Here is an 18,968-nt window from a genome sequence, read left to right as displayed (position 1 = left end):
GGGTGGGGGGGGGTTCCCCACGGGTTTGCCCTCGCCCGGGGGGGGGGGGCGCCCACCCGGGCCCCGCCCCGCCGCCGTTCGCCGCGTCTAGAGCAGGTGGCCGATCTCGGCCTTGATCAGCTGGGCGTTGACGCCCGAGTTGGGGCAGCCTCCGAAGTGGTGGAGGGCGACGACCTCGTGGGTGTCGCGGGAGATGACCGGGGAGCCTGAGGAGCCGAACTCCGTGTCGCAGTAGTAGGAGACGTCGCTGCCGGCGACGTAGCCGTCGTAGACGGCGTTCTTGACGACGCAGTTGCCGCCGTCGACCGACGACTCCATCGCGATCTCAGTGGGCCGCCCGGCCGGGTGCTGCGGGATGTAGATCGCCTCGCCCGCCTTCGCGGGCTCGTCGGCCAGCTCCAGGTACCCGAACTGGTCGATGCGCGAGAAGTTGTCCACCGTGAACAGCGTGTAGTCCAGGGGCTTCGACGTCTTGAGGACCTGCTGGCCCGACACCTTCACCGGGATGTTCGCGGCGTCGGCACCGCACGCGACGCAGTCGTACCCGAACCAGACCTCCGTCTGCTGGGCCTCCCACGTCTCAGTGAAGCAGTGGTGGTTGGTGAGCATCCGGTTGTCCTCGCCGACCCGGAACGCCGTGCACAGCACGGTCCCGTCGATGAGCAGGCGCGCCACCGGCTCCGCGTGCTCCACGACCTCCGGGTAGGAGGACCGGTAGCACGCCGAGGACTTCTTCTCGTCGCCCGAGCAGACGCTCTCCTCCGGGTGGGCCGCGTCGGCCTGCTCGGCCACGAGCGCGTCCACCACGTCCGAGGCGAACCCGTACGCGGCCCGGTCGATGAGCACCCCGAGCGCGTCCGAAGCCGGGCTCGACTCGGCCCGGTGCAGCTCCACGATCGCCGTGTCGCCGGTGATCGAGGTCGCCCAGGCGTCGACCATGGACTCCTCGTACCGGTACGACTCGGCGCCGTCGGGGCTCGACACCGTCACGTAGTCGCCGTCGTTGAGCAGCAGGCGCTCGAAGTGGACCTTCACGTACCCGGCGTCGGGCCCGGACACGGTGACGGCGTCCTGCGCGTCGGCGTACGTCAGCGACTCGGTCAGCTGCTCGACCTCGCCGACGTCGACCAGGCCCAGCAGCGAGTCGTCCACCGGGAGGATCTCGGATGCGCCCGCGAGGGCCTCCGAGACCGGGTCGTCCGCGAACGCCGTGGGGACCACGACCGCCGCGCCGCCCAGCGCCAGCGCGCCCGCGGTCGCCGCGAGGACGGCCTTGCGGCGCTTGCGCTTCAGGTTCCCGGCGCCTCCGGCGCCGTCTCGATCCGCCCGCGGTCTCCGCTCGCTCGCCGCCACTGCCGGCCCCTTCCGTGAGAGATGTTTCCACGGTTGAAACGAGCGAGCGGCCCGGAAGTTGCGCACACTCACACCAAACGGCGAGGCTCACACGAGGCTTAAGCGGCCGGGCGCTGCGAAGGCGGAGTGCGCACTCGCACCGAACGGCGAGGGTCACACGAGGTCGAAGTCGTCCGCTCCCTCAGCGGGACGGGGCGCGCAGCATGCGCGGACCTCGTTGAGGCCCTTGCGGGTCACCAGGACCAGGAGCGTGTCGCCGTGGGTGATCTGGAAGCCCGCGTCGGGGTTCCACCGGACGTTCCCCGTGGGGCGGCGCACCGCGAGGAGCCGGTGCGAACCGGGCACCGTGGCCTTGCGGGCGGGGACGTCGTCGAGCCACGCGCCCTGCTCCACCGTCACCTCGGCGATGTACGCGATCTGGCCGCGCACCGGGATGGTCTCCAGGATCTCGTCGTCGGTGAGCTCCCGCGCGAACGACCCGGCCGCGACCTGTGGTGCGCTGTAGGACGAGTGCTGCGACGCCTCGTGGAGCGACCGGTTCTTGTTCAGGTTCCGGCGGATCAGGGCCGCGAACTCGGGGTCGTAGATGCGCATGACCGTGCGCAGGTCCGGCTTGCATTCCAGGCCCGACAGGGCCGTCTCCAGGTTCGCGGAGTCCTGCTTCGCCATCGCGACCAGCGACCGCGAGTACTTGACCTCCGCCTCCTGGAGCGTCGCCGGGCGGCTCGCGTCCCCCAGGAGCACCTGCGCGCCCGCGGCCCGCGCCGCGCGCACCCCGATCGCGTCGCGGTCCTTCTCGATGGCCACCACCGGGATCCGCCGCTCCCGCAGGATCTCCACGACCCGCGTCCCCATGTTGCCCAGGCCCACCACGATCACGTGGTCTCTCACCGCGCGCACCATCCGGCCCTCCGCGAGCGCGTACCGGCGCTCCACGACGGCCTGGACGATCGCACCGGTGACGACCGGGATGAGCAGCGCCCCCGAGACGACCACGACGACGTGCGTGAGTCGCAGCTCCCAGTGGTCGGTCGTGTCCGGGTCGGCGCCGCCCGCGGCCATCATCGCGAGCATGTACAGGGCGTCCCAGAAGTCGCCCTTGACCTCCCGGCTCGGGTTGAGGCTGTTCACCGTCAGCAGCGTCGTCATGCCGCCGAGCATGACCGCCATGAGGACGGCCGCGGCCATCCACAGGCCCTTGGAGAACGTGCGCCGCAGCGTGTGCAGCGACTGCCGGGACCACTGCCGCACCCGTTCCCACATCGGCCCGACCCAACGCCGCGCGGCGACCGGTTCGAGGCACAGGAGCCGCACGGCCTCGTCGGCGTCCTCCGGGTTGTCCGGGATCATGTCGACCCCGAACTCGTTGCCCGTGGCGACGATCCACTGCGCCTGCGCGCGTCCGAGTTCGGACGCGCGCGCGAGGTACAGGCGCCGTTCCCAGATGACGATGTCGCCCGGCGGGATCTGCTCCAGCGCCGCGGCCGCGTAGGTGCGGGCGACCATGTCCGCATCGGACTTGACGAACACGCCGTCGTCGCCGAGGAGCTTCTGCATGTGGGCCCGCAGGCCGCTGTTGTACATGCGGATGACCAGGCGGGGGAGGGTGTCGTCGTTGAGGTAGCGGGACATCTCGCGCAGCTTCAGGGCGAGGTGGAGGTTCCCGACGTCGTTCTGGTCCATGAGGGCCACGGCGTACGCGTCGGTGAGTCCGGCGTCGCGGATGACGTCGGCGTCGACGTGGCGGGCCTCGCGGATGGTGAGGCGGTGGTTGTGCTCGGCGGCGCGGCGGATCTCCTCGCGCTGGCCGCCGGGCCCGGAGGGGATGACGGCGACGACGTGGAACGCGAAGTTGTCGACGAGGTTCCTGATGAACCTGAGGGTGAGCCCGTTGTCGCCGACGACGATGACGCGGCGCTCGTGGCGCGCGTCGTCGGGGTCGGTGTGCCGGGGGTGCATGACTGTCAGTGTAAAGAACATTCGCAAACGGTTGCGGTACAGAAGTTCACGGGATCTTCACGAGCGACGGTCGGGCGGCCCGGCGGGCGGGCCGGTCAGGCGGGGCGGGCGAGGCGGGACAGGAGCTTGTCGACGTCGGCCTCGTAGTCGTACCAGTCGACGTCGTGGACGAAGCCGAGCTCGCCGTTGATCCAGCGGACGTCGTCGGCGGAGTCGAGGGTCCAGGTCTGGACGTCCACGAGCTGCGGTTCGGCGCGGCGCAGCTCCGTGAGGAGCCGGGCCTTCATGGTCATCGCGAGCCCGTAGGAGCGGTGCGCGGGGGCGACGACCGTGTCGTACTGGTCGGCGCGGGTGGGCCGCTGCGCGGAGACCACGAGCTCGGTGAGGCCCACGACGTTCCCGTACGGCTCGGAGACGGCGACGGCGATGTGCGAGCGCATCCCGCGGCTCGCGAGGGTCTGGAACGAGTCGCGGAGGGCCGGCGCGTAGGCCGAGCCGCGCCACTCGGGCACGAACGCGACGTTCCCGGGGGCGGACCGCAGGTTCGCCTTGACGTCGGCGTAGGAGTCCATGAGGCGGTCGGGGACGCCCCCGGCGTGGTATTCGAGGCGGTACCCGGCGGCGAGGCGCCCGGCGGCGTGCTCGATCTTCTCCCAGTCGATGTCGGACCAGCGCAGGAGGTGCCGCTGCTCGACGGTGGAGCGGGCGAATCCGTGCCGGTCGTAGAAGCCGACGGCGGGCGTGGTGGCGATGACCTCCACGGACAGGGTCCGGCAGCCGCCGGCCTTGGCGCAGTCGGCGACGGCGCGGAGCAGGCGCGTGCCCACCCCCTTGCCGCGCGCGGAGGGCCGCGTGGACATCTCCACGACCCCGGTGCCCGCCTGCTCGCCGCCGAAGACGATGAGGCTGGCGTGGCCGACGAGGTCGCCGTCGGCGTCGCGGTCGAGGAAGAGGTGCCGCTCGTCCTCGGGGAGGGTCCCGTCGAGGTAGTCGCGGAGGCGGTCGGTGCGCCAGCGCGGTTCGGCGGGCATGTCCGCGGCGGTCATGTCGTTGAGCACCGAGCACCAGTCGCGGAGGTCGTCGTCCGTCATCTCGCCGGGAGCGAGCTGCTTCAGGGGCATCTCTTATCCTTACCCGAAATCGTCACCGAACGGAACCCCCGGCTCACGGATTGCAGCGGTCGGGGTCCCCGTCAGGCGGCGCTCGTCCTGCCGTACTGGTCGGCGCGGTCGAACACCTTCTGCACGTAGTCGTCCCTGGGGTTGTAGGAGCGGACGGCCTCCTGCCAGCCGCCGGGGGTCGCGAGGTCGCGGTCGCCGTGGCACAGGTAGTTGGCGGCGGCGGTGACGGCGTCGTCGACGTCGTCGGGGTTGAACAGGCCGTCCTTGTCGCCGTCGGCCTTCCATGCGTCCCAGGTGCTGGGGAGGAACTGCATGGGGCCCATCTCGTCGTAGTCGGCGCCGCGGATGGGGGTGAGGGTGGTGCCGTCGGCCTGGACGCGGTTGCCGCCGGTGGTGCCGTGGTTGGTCTCGGTGGCGCCGATGCCCGCGAGGGTGGTCCAGGAGAGGTTGCAGCCGGGGTTCTCGACGGCGGAGACGAGTTCGGCGCGGCCGTAGGCGACGAGGACGCGCTCGGGGATGCCGAGGTGGGCGAGGCTGCGGGCCCACGAGTCGAGGTCGGTGGCGCCGGCCTGGGTGGTGGTGCCGTCGGTGGGGGAGCCGGTGTCGAACTCGTCCGTGCCGTCGGTCTCGGCGGGCAGGCCCGCGGCGGGGGCGTCCTCGGGGGTGAGGACGAGCGGGGCCTCCTCGGCCTCGGGGCTGGGCTCGGTGCCGAACGACCAGGCGGGTCCGGCGCCGGGCACGACGAACCACCCGGCGGCGAGCGCGCCGGTGACCGCGAGGACCGTGAGCGCGACCTGGACGCCGAGTCGGCCCGCGGGGGCGCGCAGGGCGCGCCAGGCGGCGCGGACGCCTCTGCCGGCGGCCTTGAGGGCGCGCCAGGGGAGGGGTGCGAGGCGGCGTGCGAGGCGTCGGAGGAGGAGCAGCACGGGTGCGGGTCGTCCTTTCTCGATCGTGGCGGCCGGGGTTCTCGGGGCCGGGTTGCGGTGGAGTCGGCGCGGCGTCCGGGGCGGATCTCGTCGGGCGGGGCGGGAGTGCGCGCGGGCGGTGCGGCGCGCCCAGTATGCACCCGCGGGGCGGCGCGCTTGCGGCGCCGCGGCGGGACCGGACTGAATGCGAGTATTCCCTAGTTTCGTTCCCGCGGGCAACGCCTGAGAGGCAACAATTCTCCCGGCGCCCGCTTCCGGCGGGCGGCCGGATCGTTCTCCTATATCGGATCGGTGGTTGCCACGAGCAAACCCGCGTCGAGAGGGCCTCACGTCCGCGGAAGGGCGAGAAGACACGGCCATTGCGGAGTGCCAGTTCCCATCACGGCAGGTAACCGACTGAGATGGGGGTGACACTGTGAGGCCGCTGGGCATTTGTGCCCGCGCACCAGCGCGCCACAGCCCGGCATACGGGGGCTGAACGAAAGTTGACCGACACGTGGATACGACAACGGCATCGCACGCCGCACTGGCTTCCTTTTCGATGCTTGGCAACGAGAGACCGGATCTCCGGAACCCGTCGGACGGGAACGGGATCCGGCCGTTCGCCAATGCGGCGCCCGCCTATGGATCTCCGTCCGATGTGGCCGGACGTCCGGCGGCCGGCGGGGGCGGCGAGGGCCCGACCGGACCGGCTTCGCTGCCCGCCGGGGACGTCACGTTCCTGTTCACCGACATCGAGGGCTCCACGCGCCTCGCCTCGGGCCTCGGCGCCGAGCGCTACCGGGTCGTCCTCCACCGCCACCGCGCCCTCGTCCGCGAGGTCCTTAGGGACCTCGGCGGCGTCGAGATCGACACCGAGGGCGACTCGTTCTTCGTGGCGTTCCACGACGCGGCGGCGGCCTGCGCCGCCGCGGCCGGGATCCAGGCGGCCCTCCACGGCGCGGACTGGCCCGACCACGGCTCGGGGCCCCTGCGCCCCCGCGTGCGCATGGGCCTGCACACCGGCGAGGCGTGGCCCTCCGCGGGCGGGTACGCCACGCCAGAGGTGCACAAGACCGCGCGCATCTGCTCTGCGGCCCACGGCGACCAGATCCTCGCGTCCGCGGCGTGCGCGGCCGCCGCGGGCCTGCCGCCGACCCGGGTGCGCCGCCTCGGCGACTTCGAGCTGCGCGGCCTGCCCGGCGCCACCGAACTGGTCCAGATCGACACGCCCGGCCTCCCTGAAGCCTTCCCGCCGCCGTCGTCGCGCCCGCGCCTCCACAACCTGCCGCACGCGTTGAAGCCGCCCGTGGAGCGCCCCGAGGACGCCCGCGAACTGGACCGGGCGTTCGCCGTCGGCCGCATGGTCGCCCTCTCCGGGCTGCCCGGGTGCGGCAAGACCGTGTTCGCGAAGGCGTGGGCCCGCAAGCGCCTCGCCTCCTACGAGCACGGCGTCTGGTACTCCGACGCCGGGCCCGACCTCGGCCGGGCCCTCCTGGACGCCCTGGACCTGCGCTCGGAGCCGCTGCGCGACCCGATGGCCACGGTCACCGACCACTTCCGGGACCGCCGCGCGCTCCTCGTCGTGGACGGCACCGACCGCCTCGGCGCCGAGCGCCGCTCCGAGCTGCTGCTGCTCCTGGAGTCCTGCCCGGAACTGCACCTGCTCGCCGTCGGCCGCAGGCCGCTCGACCTGCCGGGCGCCGTCAAGCGCTCCCTGGACCTGCCCGCGGGTTCGGTCGGCGCCGCGATGCTCGCCGGGTTCTGCGAGGACCGCGGCGCGCCGTGGACCGCCGCCGACTGCCGCGGCCTCGCCGCCGCCGTCGAGAACTTCCCGCCCGCGCTCCTCGCGCTCGCCGACCTCGTCGCGCTCGCGTCCCCGCAGGCGGCCCTGCGGCGGCTGCGCGCCGACCCGGTCGCGGTCCTCGACGCGGGCGGGCGGTTCCGCGCCGCCATCGACGACGCGGTCGCCGCGATCTCCGGCCCCGCCCGCGCGGTCCTGCTCGAACTCGCCGCGCGCGAGCGGGGCGCGAGCGTCGACGAGGTCCTCGACCTGTGCCGCCAGCGCGACGGCAGCCTCGAAGCGCTCGTCGAACTCGTGGACGCCGCCCTCGTGGTGATCGAGCGGCCCGCGATGGACCAGGCCGTCTACCGGGTCCCCGCGCCGCTGCGCTGGCTCCTCGCCGGCCCCGACGCGGTCCCGGACGCGGCCCCCGCGGCCCGCCTCGACCTCGCCGAGCGCCTCGTCCACCCGGTCCCGTTCAACCCCCCGCGCCTGCGCGCGGTCGCCTGAAGCGGAGGCGGCGGCGGGGTCCACACCCGCCGCCGCCGCTCCCGCGGCCCGCGCGGGGCGTGTGCGATGCTGGGGCCGTGACTGACAGGCAACCGGGGCCGCTCGACCGCTCCCGCTCGAAGGCCGCCGCCGAACGGGCGGCGCGTGTCATCCCCGGCGGCGTGAACTCGCCGGTCAGGGCGTTCCGGGGCGTCGGCGGGGACCCCGTGTTCATCGCGGAGGCCAAGGGCGCGCGGATGACCGACGTCGACGGGAACACCTACGTCGACCTCGTCGGCTCGTGGGGCCCGCTCATCCTCGGGCACGCCCACCCCGACGTCGTCGCGGCGCTCGCCGAGGCCGCCGCCCGCGGCACCTCCTACGGGGCGCCCACCGTCGGCGAGATCGAGCTCGCCGAGCTCATCACCGACCGCACGCCCTGCGAGATGGTCCGCCTCGTGTCCTCCGGCACCGAGGCCACCATGAGCGCCGTGCGCCTCGCCCGCGCCGCCACCGGCCGCGACAAGGTGATCAAGTTCGCGGGCTGCTACCACGGCCACGCCGACTACTTCCTCGCCGAAGCCGGATCGGGCGTCGCCACCCTCGGCCACCCCGACTCGCCCGGCGTCCCCGCCGCCGCCGCGGCCGACACGGTCGTCGTGCCCTACAACGACCTCGGCGCCGTCGAAGCCGCGTTCGCCGCCCACCCCGGGCAGATCGCCGCCGTCATCACCGAGGCCGTCCCCGGCAACATGGGCGCCGTCGCCCCCCTCGACGGGTTCAACGAGAAGCTCTACGCCGCCGCGCACGCCCGCGGCGCGCTCCTCATCTCCGACGAGGTCATGACCGGCTTCCGCGTCGCCCCCGGCGGCCTCGCCGCCCCCGCCGACCTGTACACGTACGGCAAGGTCATGGGCGGGGGCCTGCCCGCCGCCGCGTTCGGCGGCCGCGCCGACCTCATGTCGATGATCAGCCCCGCCGGGCCCGTCTACCAGGCCGGGACGCTCTCGGGGAACCCGCTCGCCGTCGCCGCCGGGCTCGCGACCCTCCGCGCCTGCGACGACGCCGTCTACCGCACCCTCGACGCCACCGCCGCCGAGATCCAGCGCATGGCCGCGGAAGCCCTCACCAAGGCCGGAGTCCCGCACTACGTCTCCGCGCCCTCGAACCTCTTCTCCGTGTTCTTCACCGACACCGCCGTCAAGGACTTCACCGAGGCGAAAGCCCAGGACACGGCCGCGTTCGGGGCGTTCCACAACGCGATGCTCGAACACGGCGTGTACCTGCCGCCCAGCGCGTTCGAGTGCTGGTTCACGTCGGCCGCGATCGGCGAGGAAGCCCTGTCACACATCGAACAGGCGCTGCAACCCGCCGCCGAAGCCGCGGCTAAGGTGCGCTCATGAGCGGCTCCAAGACCATCGTCCACCTGCTGCGCCACGGCGAGGTCCACAACCCGGAGGGCATCCTCTACGGGCGCCTGCCCGGGTACGGCCTGTCCGAGCTCGGCCGGGAGATGGCCGTGGCCGCCGCCGAGCGGCTCGCCAAGCGCGACGTCGTCCACGTCGGCGCGTCCCCGCTCCAGCGCGCCCAGGAGACCGCCGAGCCCGTCGCCGCCTCCCACCGCCTCCACGCCGTCACCTACGACGGCGTCATCGAGGCCGGGAACTCCTTCGAGGGCCTCAAGGTCGGCGTCGGCGACGGGGCGCTGCGCGAGCCCCGCTACTGGTGGCGCCTGCGCGACCCCTTCCGCCCCTCCTGGGGCGAGGCGTACCTCGACATCGCGCGCCGCATGATGGACGCCGTCGACAAGGCCCGCGCCGCCGCCGACGGCGCCGAAGCGGTCATCGTCTCCCACCAGCTCCCCATCTGGACGGTCCGCCGCTTCGCCGAGCGCAAGCGCCTCTGGCACGACCCGCGCAAGCGCCAGTGCGCCCTCGCGTCCGTCACCAGCTTCGTCTACGAAGGCGAGACGCTCGCCCGCGTCGAGTACTCCGAACCGGCCGCGCACCTCGTGCTCAGGTCCGCGTCGGCCCGGCGGGCCAAGGGCGCCTGACCGTGGGGCTGCGGCGGAGGACCATGCTGGCTGCGGCACCGCTGCTGGCCCTCGCGGCCTGCGGCGAGTCCGGCGAGAACGCCGACCGGGTCAACGAGATCAACCGGGACCGGTTCGTCTCCGGCGACGGCTCGAACTACCGGTGGGAGGACCCGGACGAGCGCTTCGACGCGCCCCGCCTCCAGGGCACCGACCTCGACGGGAACGCCGTCGACACCGACGAGTGGGCCGGAAGCGTCCTCGTCGTCAACTTCTGGGGCTCCTGGTGCCCGCCCTGCGTCGCCGAGGCCCCCTACCTCGTCGAGGCCGCCGAATCCCTTGCGGGCGAATCGGTCCGGTTCCTCGGCGTGAACATCCGCGACACCCCCGACGCCGCGAAGGCGTTCGAGAACCGCTGGGGCGTCGAGTACCCGTCCATCGAGGACGAGGCCGGCCGCATCGCCGACCAGTTCGTCGACTACGGCCTCTCCCCGAACGACATCCCCGCCACGATCGTCATCGACGCACAGCACCGCGTGTTCTCCATCTGGCGCGGCGCCCTCGACGACACCGAGACGATCGTCGCCGACGTCACCAAAGCCCTGGAGTCCTGATGCGCACGACCGACAACCCCGCCCTCCGCAAGGCCGCCAAGCGCGCCGTCATGGCCGGGACCGCCGCCATCGCCGCCGTCGCCGTCACCTCCCTCGTCAAGCGCCGCCTCAACGCCCCCGCTTCCGAGACCGCGGCCCCCCGGGAGGACGCCGAGTGACCCGCCCCGCGACCGCCGCGCCCGAAACATTGGGCGCCGCGTGAACCCCGCCGAGACCGCCGCCTCCGGGCCGCTGCTCCTCGCGTTCGGCGTCGCCGCGCTCGCCGGGCTCGTCTCCTTCGCGTCCCCCTGCACCCTCCCCCTCATGCCCGGGTACGTCTCCTACGTGACCGGCATGAGCGGCACCGAACTGCGCGCCGACCGCCCCGCCGAGCGCCGCCTCGGACGCGTCCTCACCGGCGCCCTCCTGTTCGTCGCCGGATTCACCGCCGTGTACACCGTGCTCGTCTTCGCCCTCCAGAGCGCCGGACGCGCCCTCCTCCAGAACACCTCCGTCCTGGAGACCGTCGCCGGGATCGTCATGATCGCCATGGGCCTCATGTTCATCGGCCTCATCCCCACCCGCGGCGGCTTCGCCCCCAGATGGCGGCCCGCCGTCGGCCTCGCCGGGGCGCCCCTGTTCGGCGCCGTCTTCGCGCTCTCCTGGATCCCCTGCACTTCGCCGGTGCTCGCCGCCATCACCAGCCTCGCCGTCATCCAGGACGGCACCGCCCGCGGCGTCGGCCTCATGATCGCCTACTGCGCCGGACTCGGCCTCCCGTTCGTGCTCTTCGCCGTCGGCATGCACCGCCTCGCCCGCGCCCTCGACTTCCTCAAGCGCCACGGCCGCGCCATCTCCATCGCCGGCGGCGTCATGCTCGTCGCCGTCGGCGTCATGCTCGCCACCGGCGCCTGGGGCGAGTTCACCAACTGGCTGCGAGCCACCGTCGGAACCGGGGTGAGCCTGCTGTGACCGCGACCCTGACGCCCAAGGCGCCCCGCAAACCCAAGCCCGCCAAGCGCCTCCGCGCGTTCTGGCGCCGCTGGTGGCACCAGCTCACCGCCATGCGCACCGCGCTCATCCTCCTCCTCGTGCTCGCGCTCGCCGCGATCCCCGGATCGACGTTCCCGCAGCGGTCCATCAGCACCGTCGACGTCGCCGGGTACTTCGACGAGCACCCCGACCTCGCCCCGTGGCTCGACCGCGTGTGGGCCTTCGACGTCTACACCTCGCCGTGGTTCTCCGCGATCTACCTGCTCCTCATGATCAGCCTCGTCGGCTGCATCATCCCGCGCCTCGGCGTCCACTGGAAAGCCCTGCGCGCCAAGGTCCCCGACGCCCCCAAGCGCCTCTCGATCCTCCCGTACCACCGCGTCCTCGACCCTGGTACCGACGCCAACCAGGGCCGCGCCCGCGCCGTCCTCAAGCAGCGGCGCTGGCGCACCGCCGTGCGCGAGCACGAGGACGGCACCGTCGTCATCGCCGCCGAGAAGGGCTACCTGCGCGAGACCGGGAACCTCCTGTTCCACACCTCGATCATCTTCGTGCTCGTCGGCGTCGCCGCCGGGAGCCTCATGAGCTGGTACGGGAACCGCATCCTCTCCGAGGACAAGGCGTACTGCAACAACCTCCAGCAGTACGACGAGTACGGGCTCGGCGCCTGGGTCGACGAGACCGACCTCCCGCAGTTCTGCGTCACCCTCGACGAGTTCGACGCCGAGTTCACCAACGGCGGCCCCACCGCCTTCGACGCCGACGTCACCTACGAGACCACGGACGACAGCGGGACCGAGACCGGCGAGTACGACCTCAAGGTCAACCACCCGCTGAACATCGACGGCACCAACGTCTTCCTCATCGGCCACGGCTACACCGCCGTCGTCACCTACACCGACCGGTACGGGCAGACCCAGACGCTCCACCAGGAGTTCCTGTCGATGGACGCGGCCCTGAACTCCGAGGGCGCCTTCAAGTTCCCCGACGTGAACGTCGACCCGGAGACCGGCGCCGTCGACGACGACGCCGAAGTCGGCTTCGACGCGATCCTCGTGCCCACCTTCGACGACTCGACCGCGATGCTCCTCGGCTCCGACCCCGAGCTGAACAACCCGGTCCTCGCGCTCACCGCCTACACCGGTGACCTGGGCCTCGGCGACGGGCTGCCCGAGTCGGTGTACTCCATCAACGAGGACCAGATCGCCTCCGGCGCACTGGAGCAGGTCAACGACGACGTCGAGGTCATCGGCGTCGGCGACGCCATGACCCTCCCCGACGGCAGCACCCTCGCCTTCGACGGCGTCGAGCAGTACGCGGTCCTCCAGGTCCGCCACGACCCCGGCGGGCCCGTCGTCCTCGCGGGCGCGGTCCTGCTGCTCCTCGGCCTGCTGCCCGGACTCGCCGTGCGCCGCAGGCGCTACTGGATCCGGTGGAACCCCGACGGCACCGTCGAGACCGCCGGCCTCAACCGCAACGACTTCGACGGCCTCGACGAGGAGTGCGACGAACTCACCGCCGCGATCGCTCCCGACTTCCGGCCGCCGGGAACCAGTACCGACAGGAGTGACCAATGACCGGTGCCGAAGTCGCGAACGCCCTGTTCGTCGCGACCATCGTCGTCTACGCGGCGGCGATGTTCTCCTACGCCGTCGAATACGCCTTCGACAAACGAGCCCCCAAGCGCGCCAACGCCCTCGTCGCCGCCGGCGGCGGAGGCGACACCCCCTCCGACGACGCCGTCGAAGCGCCGTCCGAGGCCCCCATCAGCCCCGCGGCCGCCCGCGGCGCGGGCCGCCTCGGCCTCGTCCTGACGTTCCTGGGCACTGCCGCGCTCGCCGCGAGCATCGTCGTCCGGGTCGTCTACACCGGACGGTGGCCGTGGGGCAACATGTTCGAGTACACCGTGGGCGTCGCCCTCGCGGGCATGACCACCTGGCTGTTCCTCGTCTCGCGCGGCTCCGTCCCGCGGCGCCTCGGCCTGTTCGCGACCTTCGCCGTCACGATGGTCCTCGGCACCTCGGTCCGCGTGTACACCGAGGCCGGACCGCTGGTCCCGGCCCTCGACTCGTACTGGATCATCATCCACGTCACGGCCGCCATCGCCGCCTCCGGCATCCTCCTCATCGGCTGCGTCTTCGCGATCCTGCACCTGCTGCGCCGCGGCCACGACCGCCGCGTCTCGGACGGCAAGCCGGTCCGCTTCCCCATCAACATCGCCGAGCGCCTCCCGGACGCGACCGTGCTTGAGCGCCTGACGTTCAAGATCCACGTCTTCGCGTTCCCGCTGCTGACCTTCGGCATCGTCGCGGGCTCGGTCTGGGCGCACCTGGCGTGGGGCCGCTACTGGAACTGGGACCCCAAGGAGGTCTGGGCCTTCATCGCCTGGGTCGTCTACGCCGCCTACCTGCACGCGCGCGTCTCCGGCAAGTCCGCCAAGGCCAACGCCCCCTGGATCGCGATCCTCGGCTACGCGGTCATGCTCTTCAACCTGACCGCCGTCAACCTCGTCTTCGGCGGCCTCCACTCCTACGCGGGAGTCTGACCTCTACAGAACGCCGATCGGGCCCCCTTGCGCGCCAGTGCAAGGGGGCCCGATCGCATCATCAGGTCGCTTCAGTCGGGGTTCAACGGCCTTCTAGGCGAGCGGGTCGTTGTCGTCATCGAACCTCGCCAGGCCCCAGACGTCCTCGTCCTCGGTGAGCCACGTGTCCTGGCCCTCGCCGTCCTCGTCGCCTCCGGCGCCCGGGCGTCCGCCCGCGCCGCCGCCCATCATCCCGGCGCCGCCCGCGGTCTTCCCGAACAGCCCCTGGCCCTTCCCGAGCCCGGCCCCGCCGGCCTTCGCACCGGCCCCGGCGCCGACACCGCCGCCGCCCGCAGGCCCGAACAGGCCCATCCCGGACCCCATGCCGCCCCCGGCGCCACCGCCGGGAAGCCCACCGGCCCCGCCGCCCGCACCGCCACCGGGCAGCCCGCCCGACCCGAGCCCGCCGCTGGCGAGACCGCCCGACGGGTCCTCGTCCCCGGTCGCCGCGTCATCGGGCGACCAGGGCGGGACGGTCGACGTCGTCGTCCCCTCCCCGAACTTCGTCGTGCTCGGCGGCGGGTTCAGCCCGCTCGACCCGGAGCTCGTGGGCGACCCATTGAAGTCCCCGCCGCTCGGCGGCGAGTAGCCCCCGCCGTCGAGGTCGGCCCCGGATTCGCGGAAGGTGGTGTCCTGCACCGTTTCGACGGTGGGGCTGAACTCCTGCGTCGTGATCTCCGCGTCCTCCCATCTGGCGATCACGGTGTCGTTCTGCTCGGCGGAGCGGTCCTGGTAGTCCTCGGAGCCGGAGTCGTAGTCGCGCTTGGCGCGCGTGTCGCCGTCCCGCTTGGCGAGCTCCTCGGCCTCGGTCCGCAGTTCGGCGTCGGTGGCGTCCGGGTTCTCGTTCTTCAGCCGCGACAGGTGGTACTCGGTCTGGTCGGTGACGTACTGGCCCAGCTCGTTGGCGTAGTCGCCGTCGAAGCCGCCGAGCTCCATGGCCCGGTTGGCGGAGTCGTCCTCGCCGTCCCACGAGCAGCCGTCGGTGACCTCGCACCCCCCGTCGGTGAACGGGGGCCGGTGGTGCACTTCGGGATCGGAGAACAGTCCGCCCTCGTCCTTCACCCAGTACTGGGGCGCGGGGTAGGGGAGCTCCTTCGACTCGCCGCCTTGCAGGGCGTAGATCTCGTCGGCGGCCTGGTTGAGGAGGCCCGACATGCCCGCGGTGCCGTCGCCGACCTCGGCGCCGATCTGCTCGCAGTTGGTGAAGACGGTCTCCATCTGCTCGGCGAACGCGTCGAAGTCGTCGCCCTGCCAGCCGTTCGACAGCTCGGAGAGCTTCGTCCGCAGGATCGGGGCGACGGCCGTGGACTCGTTCGCGGCGAAGTCGAACTGCGCGGTCGTCCACTTCTCGGCGATGGTGCGGAGCGCGTAGTCGTCGCCGTTGGCCGGCCGGATCTGCGCGACCATCGACTGGACCTCCTCGGGCGTCGGAGCGGCCGTTCCGCCCGCGACGCACTGGAAGCTCTCGGCCTGCCCGGCCACGGGGATCGCGGAGACCAGCTTGATCCAGGCGACCTCCGCCGGGCTCTGCCGGTTCGTGCAGTTGGAGTCGGCGCAGCCCTCGCCGGTCACGAGGTACGACTCCTCGGCGGTCGCCACGCCGCCCGACGCCGTCGCGCCCTCCATGCCGCTGTAGTCCTCGGCCGCGTACTCGATGTCGTCGCCCATGGCTACTGCACCTCCGCTATCCGGTCGTTGACGGTCTGGTTCACCTGCGGCAGATAGGTCTCGACGAACCACTGCCGGAGGCCGTCCTCGGTGAAGGCCAGCGCGGGGTCGCCGCCGCCGCGGAGCCCGTAGTCGTTGGAGTGGTACAGGTCGATGTGGAAGACCCACTGCCCGTCCTGGGCGATGACCTGCGTGTACGGCTGGTCGGCGTCGCCGACCCAGGAGTACGCCGCGCCCTGGTCCCAGGGGTCGCCGAACTCCTCCTGCACGAGGTCCTGCCCCGCGGAGGCGTCGGACTCGATCGCGGAGAGGCGCTCGTCGTACGCGGCGGCCGCCGCCTCCTCGCTCTCGGCGGGGACGATGCCGACGCTGAACTCGCCGCTCATCGAGTAGCCCTCGTAGTCGCCGAGGTTGAAGAGGCCGTTGCAGCCCATCGCGTCCGGGTCCCAGGTGTTGCCGAGCTCGGAGTTGCCGGGGAGCCCGCCTTCGGAGGTCGAGGCGCCCCAGCCGACGATGCCCATGTAGTCGGTGACCGGCTGGAGGTCGCCGAGGACCTCGCAGGCGTTCCAGGAGGCCATCGCCGCGTAGACGGGGTCGTCGCCGCCCCCGTCGGTCGCGTCCCCGGAGGGCTCGTCGGCGCCGTTGCAGGCGGCGAGGAGGAGGGCGGCGGCGCCGGCGGCCGCGGCGGTCTTTGCGAATCGCTTCATGGAGGGGTCCTAGCTCTCGGTGTCCGCGTCGGGTGCGCTGAGGATCTGGACGTTCAGCTCCTCGGAGTCCGTGTGGACGCCGAGCGAGTCGTTGAGCGTCACGATCGCACCGTACAGGTCCTGTCGGAGTTTCTGGAGGTTGTTCCAGGTCTCCTCGTGCGCGCGAGCGTAATCGGCGCGGGCCTGCTGCGAGGCTTCGAGCAGTCCGAACCCGGGCTCGACGCCGAGTTCGTTGCCGGACACGAGCTTCTGGGTCAGCTCGGTGACGAAGTTGAGCCTCGCGACCAGTTCGTCTCGGAAGGCTTCCAGGTATGCGGGATCGAGGATCCGTTGGGCCACGACGGGACCTCCGGGGTTAAATCGGGATCATTTGCTCTGAGCTTCATGGTATCGGCTCGTCACTGATCGTGTGGTACACCGAAACCCGGTCGGGCGCATGGAATCGACGGTGCGTAGCCGCGCATATATATAAGGTGCACGGGAACGGCCCCCGCTCGATCGAGCGGGGGCCGTTCGCGCTGCTTGACGGGTGCGCGGGTCGGTGTCGGCGGCTCAGTGGCCTCGGGTGTTGCGGGCGGCTCCGTAGCGTTCGGCGGTGACGTCGAGGTCGGCCTGCTGGAAGGAGCGCTGGGCGCGGGGGTGGTCGGGGACGATGCGGGGGATGTCGTCCTGGCCTTGGGGGGCGGGGATCGGGGGCGTGGCGGGGCGCTGGTCGGGGACGTGGCCCGCGGTGCGCTCGGTGCGGTTGCGGACGCGGCCCGGGGTGCGGGGGCGCTGCTGCTGGGAGCGCATGCGGTCGACCTGGATGGCGCCGGTGGCGGTGGGGAGGACCTCTTCGTCCTCGACGTGGATGCCGAGCTGCTCGCGGCGGCTCACGGTCTTGGGGGTGGTCCCCATGAGCGCGAACAGGAGCACGATGATGCCGAGGGTGGCGACGCCGAGGATCGGGAGGATCAGCATGATCGGGTCGATGCCCTCGACGGTGTCGCGGCCCCGGTTGTAGAGGGTGACGCGGACGCCCGCCATGCCCGTGTAGTGCATGCCGCACACCGCGATCGCCATGACGACGGCGGCGGCGGTGTGCCACTTCCAGCCTTCGAGGTACATGCCGCAGAACAGCGCGACCGTGGCGGCGACGACGGCGATGACGACGGCCGCGATGAAGTAGGTCTGGTCGTGGGTGATGTGCCCCGAGACGTTGATCGCGGCCATGCCCGAGTAGTGCATGACGACGACGCCGAGTCCGGTGAGCGGTCCGGCGATGAGGATCTTGCCGACGGTGCCGCGGGTGCCGGTGCCGGCCACGAGGAGGCCGAAGAACACCGAGCCGACGGAGGCCAGGAGGCTCAGGAAGGTCACGAGCGGGTCGTAGGCGATGTCGGAGTCGAGGACTTTGAAGCCGATCATCGCGGTGAAGTGCATCATCCAGATCGCCGTGGCGCCCAAGGAGAACGATGCGAGGGCGATCCACTGCACGCGCTTGCGGGCCGCCTTCACCGTGCCGTCCTGCCTGCGCGCCTGCGTCATGCACATGAGCGCGAGGAGCGAGCCCGCGAAGGCGAACCCGAACGACATGATCGGATTGATCCACCCGTAAGTGAAGTGACTCACATGTTCCATCAGTGGTCTTCCTCCTCAGGCAGATGCCCGTATCCGGAATGTTGCGCGATTGGGATCTGCGCGGTTTGAAACTTATACGACTACTGTCCGGCTGCATCCGCAAGACGGACAGTTGCACTAGGACGGTCATTTCGGTCTGCGCCGTCGAGGTTCGGCGACGCCAGGACGCCGAAGACCATGCCCACGATCGCGATGAGCGCCAGCAGGAGGATCGGCAGCAGGAGGATCAGCGGGCTGATGCCCGCGATGTCCCCGCGCGCCGGGCCCTCGACCTCCACCGCGGCCATGCCCGTGTAGTGCATGCCGACGACGGCGACGCTCATGACGGCCGAGGCGAGCGCCATCGAGCCGCGGCGGTCCACCACCGCGGTGAAGCGGAGCGCGACCGTGGACGCGACGACCGCAACGGCCGCGGAGGCCGCGACGAGGACGGGGTCGTAGACGACCCGCCCGCCCGTCGCGACCGCCGCCATGCCGGTGTAGTGCATCCCGACCACGCCCGCGCCGCAGAGCAGCCCGCCGAGCAGCAGGCGCGGCCAGCCAGCGCGCCTGCCGCCCGAGACGGACAGCCCGGTCCCCACGGCGAGCACCGCGAGCCCGAAGGACAGGGCGGTGAGCGCGGGGTCGTACGCGATGTCCGCACCGGTGACGGTGAAGCCGATCATCGCGATGAAGTGCATCATCCAGATGCCGATCCCCCCGATGGCCAAGGAGGCCATGAGGATCCAGCGCAGTCGCGAGCCGCGCGTGGCGGCGGCGCGGGCGTAGCGGGAAGCCGAGAGGCCGAGGTAGGACCCGGCGGCGGCGAAGGCGAGGCCCATCGCCGGATTGAGCCAGCCGTACGTGAAGTGGTGGTGCTCTAGGGTGACCGCGAGCGGGTCCATGGGGTTACCTCCTGGAAGGCGTCGTGGGTCAACCGTGCCCTAGCGGGGGGTGGAGTCTGTCGCACAAGAGGTGCGATTTGTCCGGCGCTTGGGCGGGGATATGCAGGATCTGTCCGGAACGCGTGGTCGCATGGACCCGCGGCGTCACCGGACTAAGGTCGCGAAACGGTCGCTACCGACCGTGCTCGTGCTGCCGCGCAACGTATCGACGGCGGTGATTTTCCGCGGACGGGGCCGTTGGTCTGAGCCTCATCGTCCGAGTAGTCGCTTTTCTCGA

The 18,968-nt window shown here is 71.9% G+C and carries 17 protein-coding genes; 8 read left to right on the top strand and 9 right to left on the bottom strand.

What is annotated here, in order from left to right:
- Positions 1–87: 87 nt before the first annotated feature.
- The 4 genes from AB0A65_RS03460 to AB0A65_RS03445 all read right to left on the bottom strand — a co-directional run bounded on the left by AB0A65_RS03460 (position 88) and on the right by AB0A65_RS03445 (position 5,359).
- Positions 88–1,353, bottom strand: a complete 1,266-nt coding sequence (locus AB0A65_RS03460) for a serine protease (protein WP_359945526.1) — start codon at positions 1,351–1,353, stop codon at positions 88–90.
- Between the two features lie 153 nt (positions 1,354–1,506).
- Positions 1,507–3,312, bottom strand: a complete 1,806-nt coding sequence (locus AB0A65_RS03455) for an NAD-binding protein (RefSeq protein ID WP_359945523.1) — start codon at positions 3,310–3,312, stop codon at positions 1,507–1,509.
- A gap of 95 nt (positions 3,313–3,407) precedes the next feature.
- Complete coding sequence (locus AB0A65_RS03450; protein WP_359945520.1) at positions 3,408–4,433, bottom strand: GNAT family N-acetyltransferase; 1,026 nt, start codon at positions 4,431–4,433, stop codon at positions 3,408–3,410.
- A gap of 71 nt (positions 4,434–4,504) precedes the next feature.
- Positions 4,505–5,359 carry a lytic transglycosylase domain-containing protein gene (locus AB0A65_RS03445; RefSeq protein WP_359945517.1) on the bottom strand — a complete coding sequence of 285 codons (855 nt, stop codon included), beginning with the start codon at positions 5,357–5,359 and terminating at the stop codon, positions 4,505–4,507.
- 640 nt (positions 5,360–5,999) lie between these two features.
- Here AB0A65_RS03445 and AB0A65_RS03440 point away from each other — a divergent pair.
- The 8 genes from AB0A65_RS03440 (at position 6,000) to ccsB (ending at position 13,773) form a co-directional block, all read left to right on the top strand.
- Positions 6,000–7,631 carry an adenylate/guanylate cyclase domain-containing protein gene (locus AB0A65_RS03440; RefSeq protein ID WP_359945514.1) on the top strand — a complete coding sequence of 544 codons (1,632 nt, stop codon included), beginning with the start codon at positions 6,000–6,002 and terminating at the stop codon, positions 7,629–7,631.
- 77 nt (positions 7,632–7,708) lie between these two features.
- Complete coding sequence (gene hemL / locus AB0A65_RS03435; protein WP_359945511.1) at positions 7,709–9,013, top strand: glutamate-1-semialdehyde 2,1-aminomutase; 1,305 nt, start codon at positions 7,709–7,711, stop codon at positions 9,011–9,013.
- Positions 9,010–9,663, top strand: a complete 654-nt coding sequence (locus tag AB0A65_RS03430) for a histidine phosphatase family protein (protein ID WP_359945508.1) — start codon at positions 9,010–9,012, stop codon at positions 9,661–9,663. The genes hemL and AB0A65_RS03430 overlap by 4 nt, the downstream gene beginning before the upstream one ends.
- A gap of 23 nt (positions 9,664–9,686) precedes the next feature.
- Positions 9,687–10,256: a TlpA disulfide reductase family protein gene (locus tag AB0A65_RS03425; RefSeq protein WP_359945505.1), complete on the top strand. Its 570-nt coding sequence runs from the start codon at positions 9,687–9,689 to the stop codon at positions 10,254–10,256.
- The gene (locus tag AB0A65_RS03420) at positions 10,256–10,414 is read left to right on the top strand and encodes a hypothetical protein (RefSeq protein ID WP_359945502.1); all 159 of its coding nucleotides are present in this window, start codon (positions 10,256–10,258) and stop codon (positions 10,412–10,414) included. The genes AB0A65_RS03425 and AB0A65_RS03420 overlap by 1 nt, the downstream gene beginning before the upstream one ends.
- Positions 10,415–10,454: 40 nt before the next feature.
- On the top strand, positions 10,455–11,207 hold the full coding sequence (locus AB0A65_RS03415; protein WP_359945499.1) for a cytochrome c biogenesis protein CcdA: 753 nt from the start codon (positions 10,455–10,457) through the stop codon (positions 11,205–11,207).
- On the top strand, positions 11,204–12,805 hold the full coding sequence (locus tag AB0A65_RS03410) for a cytochrome c biogenesis protein ResB (protein WP_359945496.1): 1,602 nt from the start codon (positions 11,204–11,206) through the stop codon (positions 12,803–12,805). Before AB0A65_RS03415 ends, AB0A65_RS03410 begins: the two co-directional genes overlap by 4 nt.
- Positions 12,802–13,773 carry a c-type cytochrome biogenesis protein CcsB gene (gene ccsB / locus AB0A65_RS03405; RefSeq protein ID WP_359945493.1) on the top strand — a complete coding sequence of 324 codons (972 nt, stop codon included), beginning with the start codon at positions 12,802–12,804 and terminating at the stop codon, positions 13,771–13,773. Before AB0A65_RS03410 ends, ccsB begins: the two co-directional genes overlap by 4 nt.
- Before the next feature lie 93 nt (positions 13,774–13,866).
- On the opposite strand, the gene AB0A65_RS03400 is transcribed toward ccsB, so the two are convergent.
- The 5 genes from AB0A65_RS03400 to AB0A65_RS03380 all read right to left on the bottom strand — a co-directional run bounded on the left by AB0A65_RS03400 (position 13,867) and on the right by AB0A65_RS03380 (position 18,691).
- Entirely contained in the window at positions 13,867–15,480 is a 1,614-nt protein-coding gene (locus AB0A65_RS03400) for a hypothetical protein (protein WP_359945490.1), read from the bottom strand.
- 2 nt (positions 15,481–15,482) lie between these two features.
- A complete protein-coding gene (locus AB0A65_RS03395) occupies positions 15,483–16,187 on the bottom strand; it encodes a hypothetical protein (protein WP_359945487.1) in 705 nt (234 codons plus the stop codon).
- Between the two features lie 9 nt (positions 16,188–16,196).
- Entirely contained in the window at positions 16,197–16,526 is a 330-nt protein-coding gene (locus tag AB0A65_RS03390; protein WP_359945484.1) for a hypothetical protein, read from the bottom strand.
- Positions 16,527–16,739: 213 nt separating this feature from the next.
- The gene (locus tag AB0A65_RS03385) at positions 16,740–17,807 is read right to left on the bottom strand and encodes an MHYT domain-containing protein (RefSeq protein WP_359945481.1); all 1,068 of its coding nucleotides are present in this window, start codon (positions 17,805–17,807) and stop codon (positions 16,740–16,742) included.
- A gap of 80 nt (positions 17,808–17,887) precedes the next feature.
- Positions 17,888–18,691, bottom strand: a complete 804-nt coding sequence (locus AB0A65_RS03380) for an MHYT domain-containing protein (RefSeq protein WP_359945479.1) — start codon at positions 18,689–18,691, stop codon at positions 17,888–17,890.
- Positions 18,692–18,968 lie beyond the last annotated feature (277 nt).

Source organism: Glycomyces sp. NPDC047010, from assembly GCF_040644205.1.
Classification (GTDB): domain Bacteria; phylum Actinomycetota; class Actinomycetes; order Mycobacteriales; family Micromonosporaceae; genus Glycomyces.
Note: the sequence above shows the minus strand (reverse complement) of the source record. Positions and strands in the feature narration are given on the sequence as shown.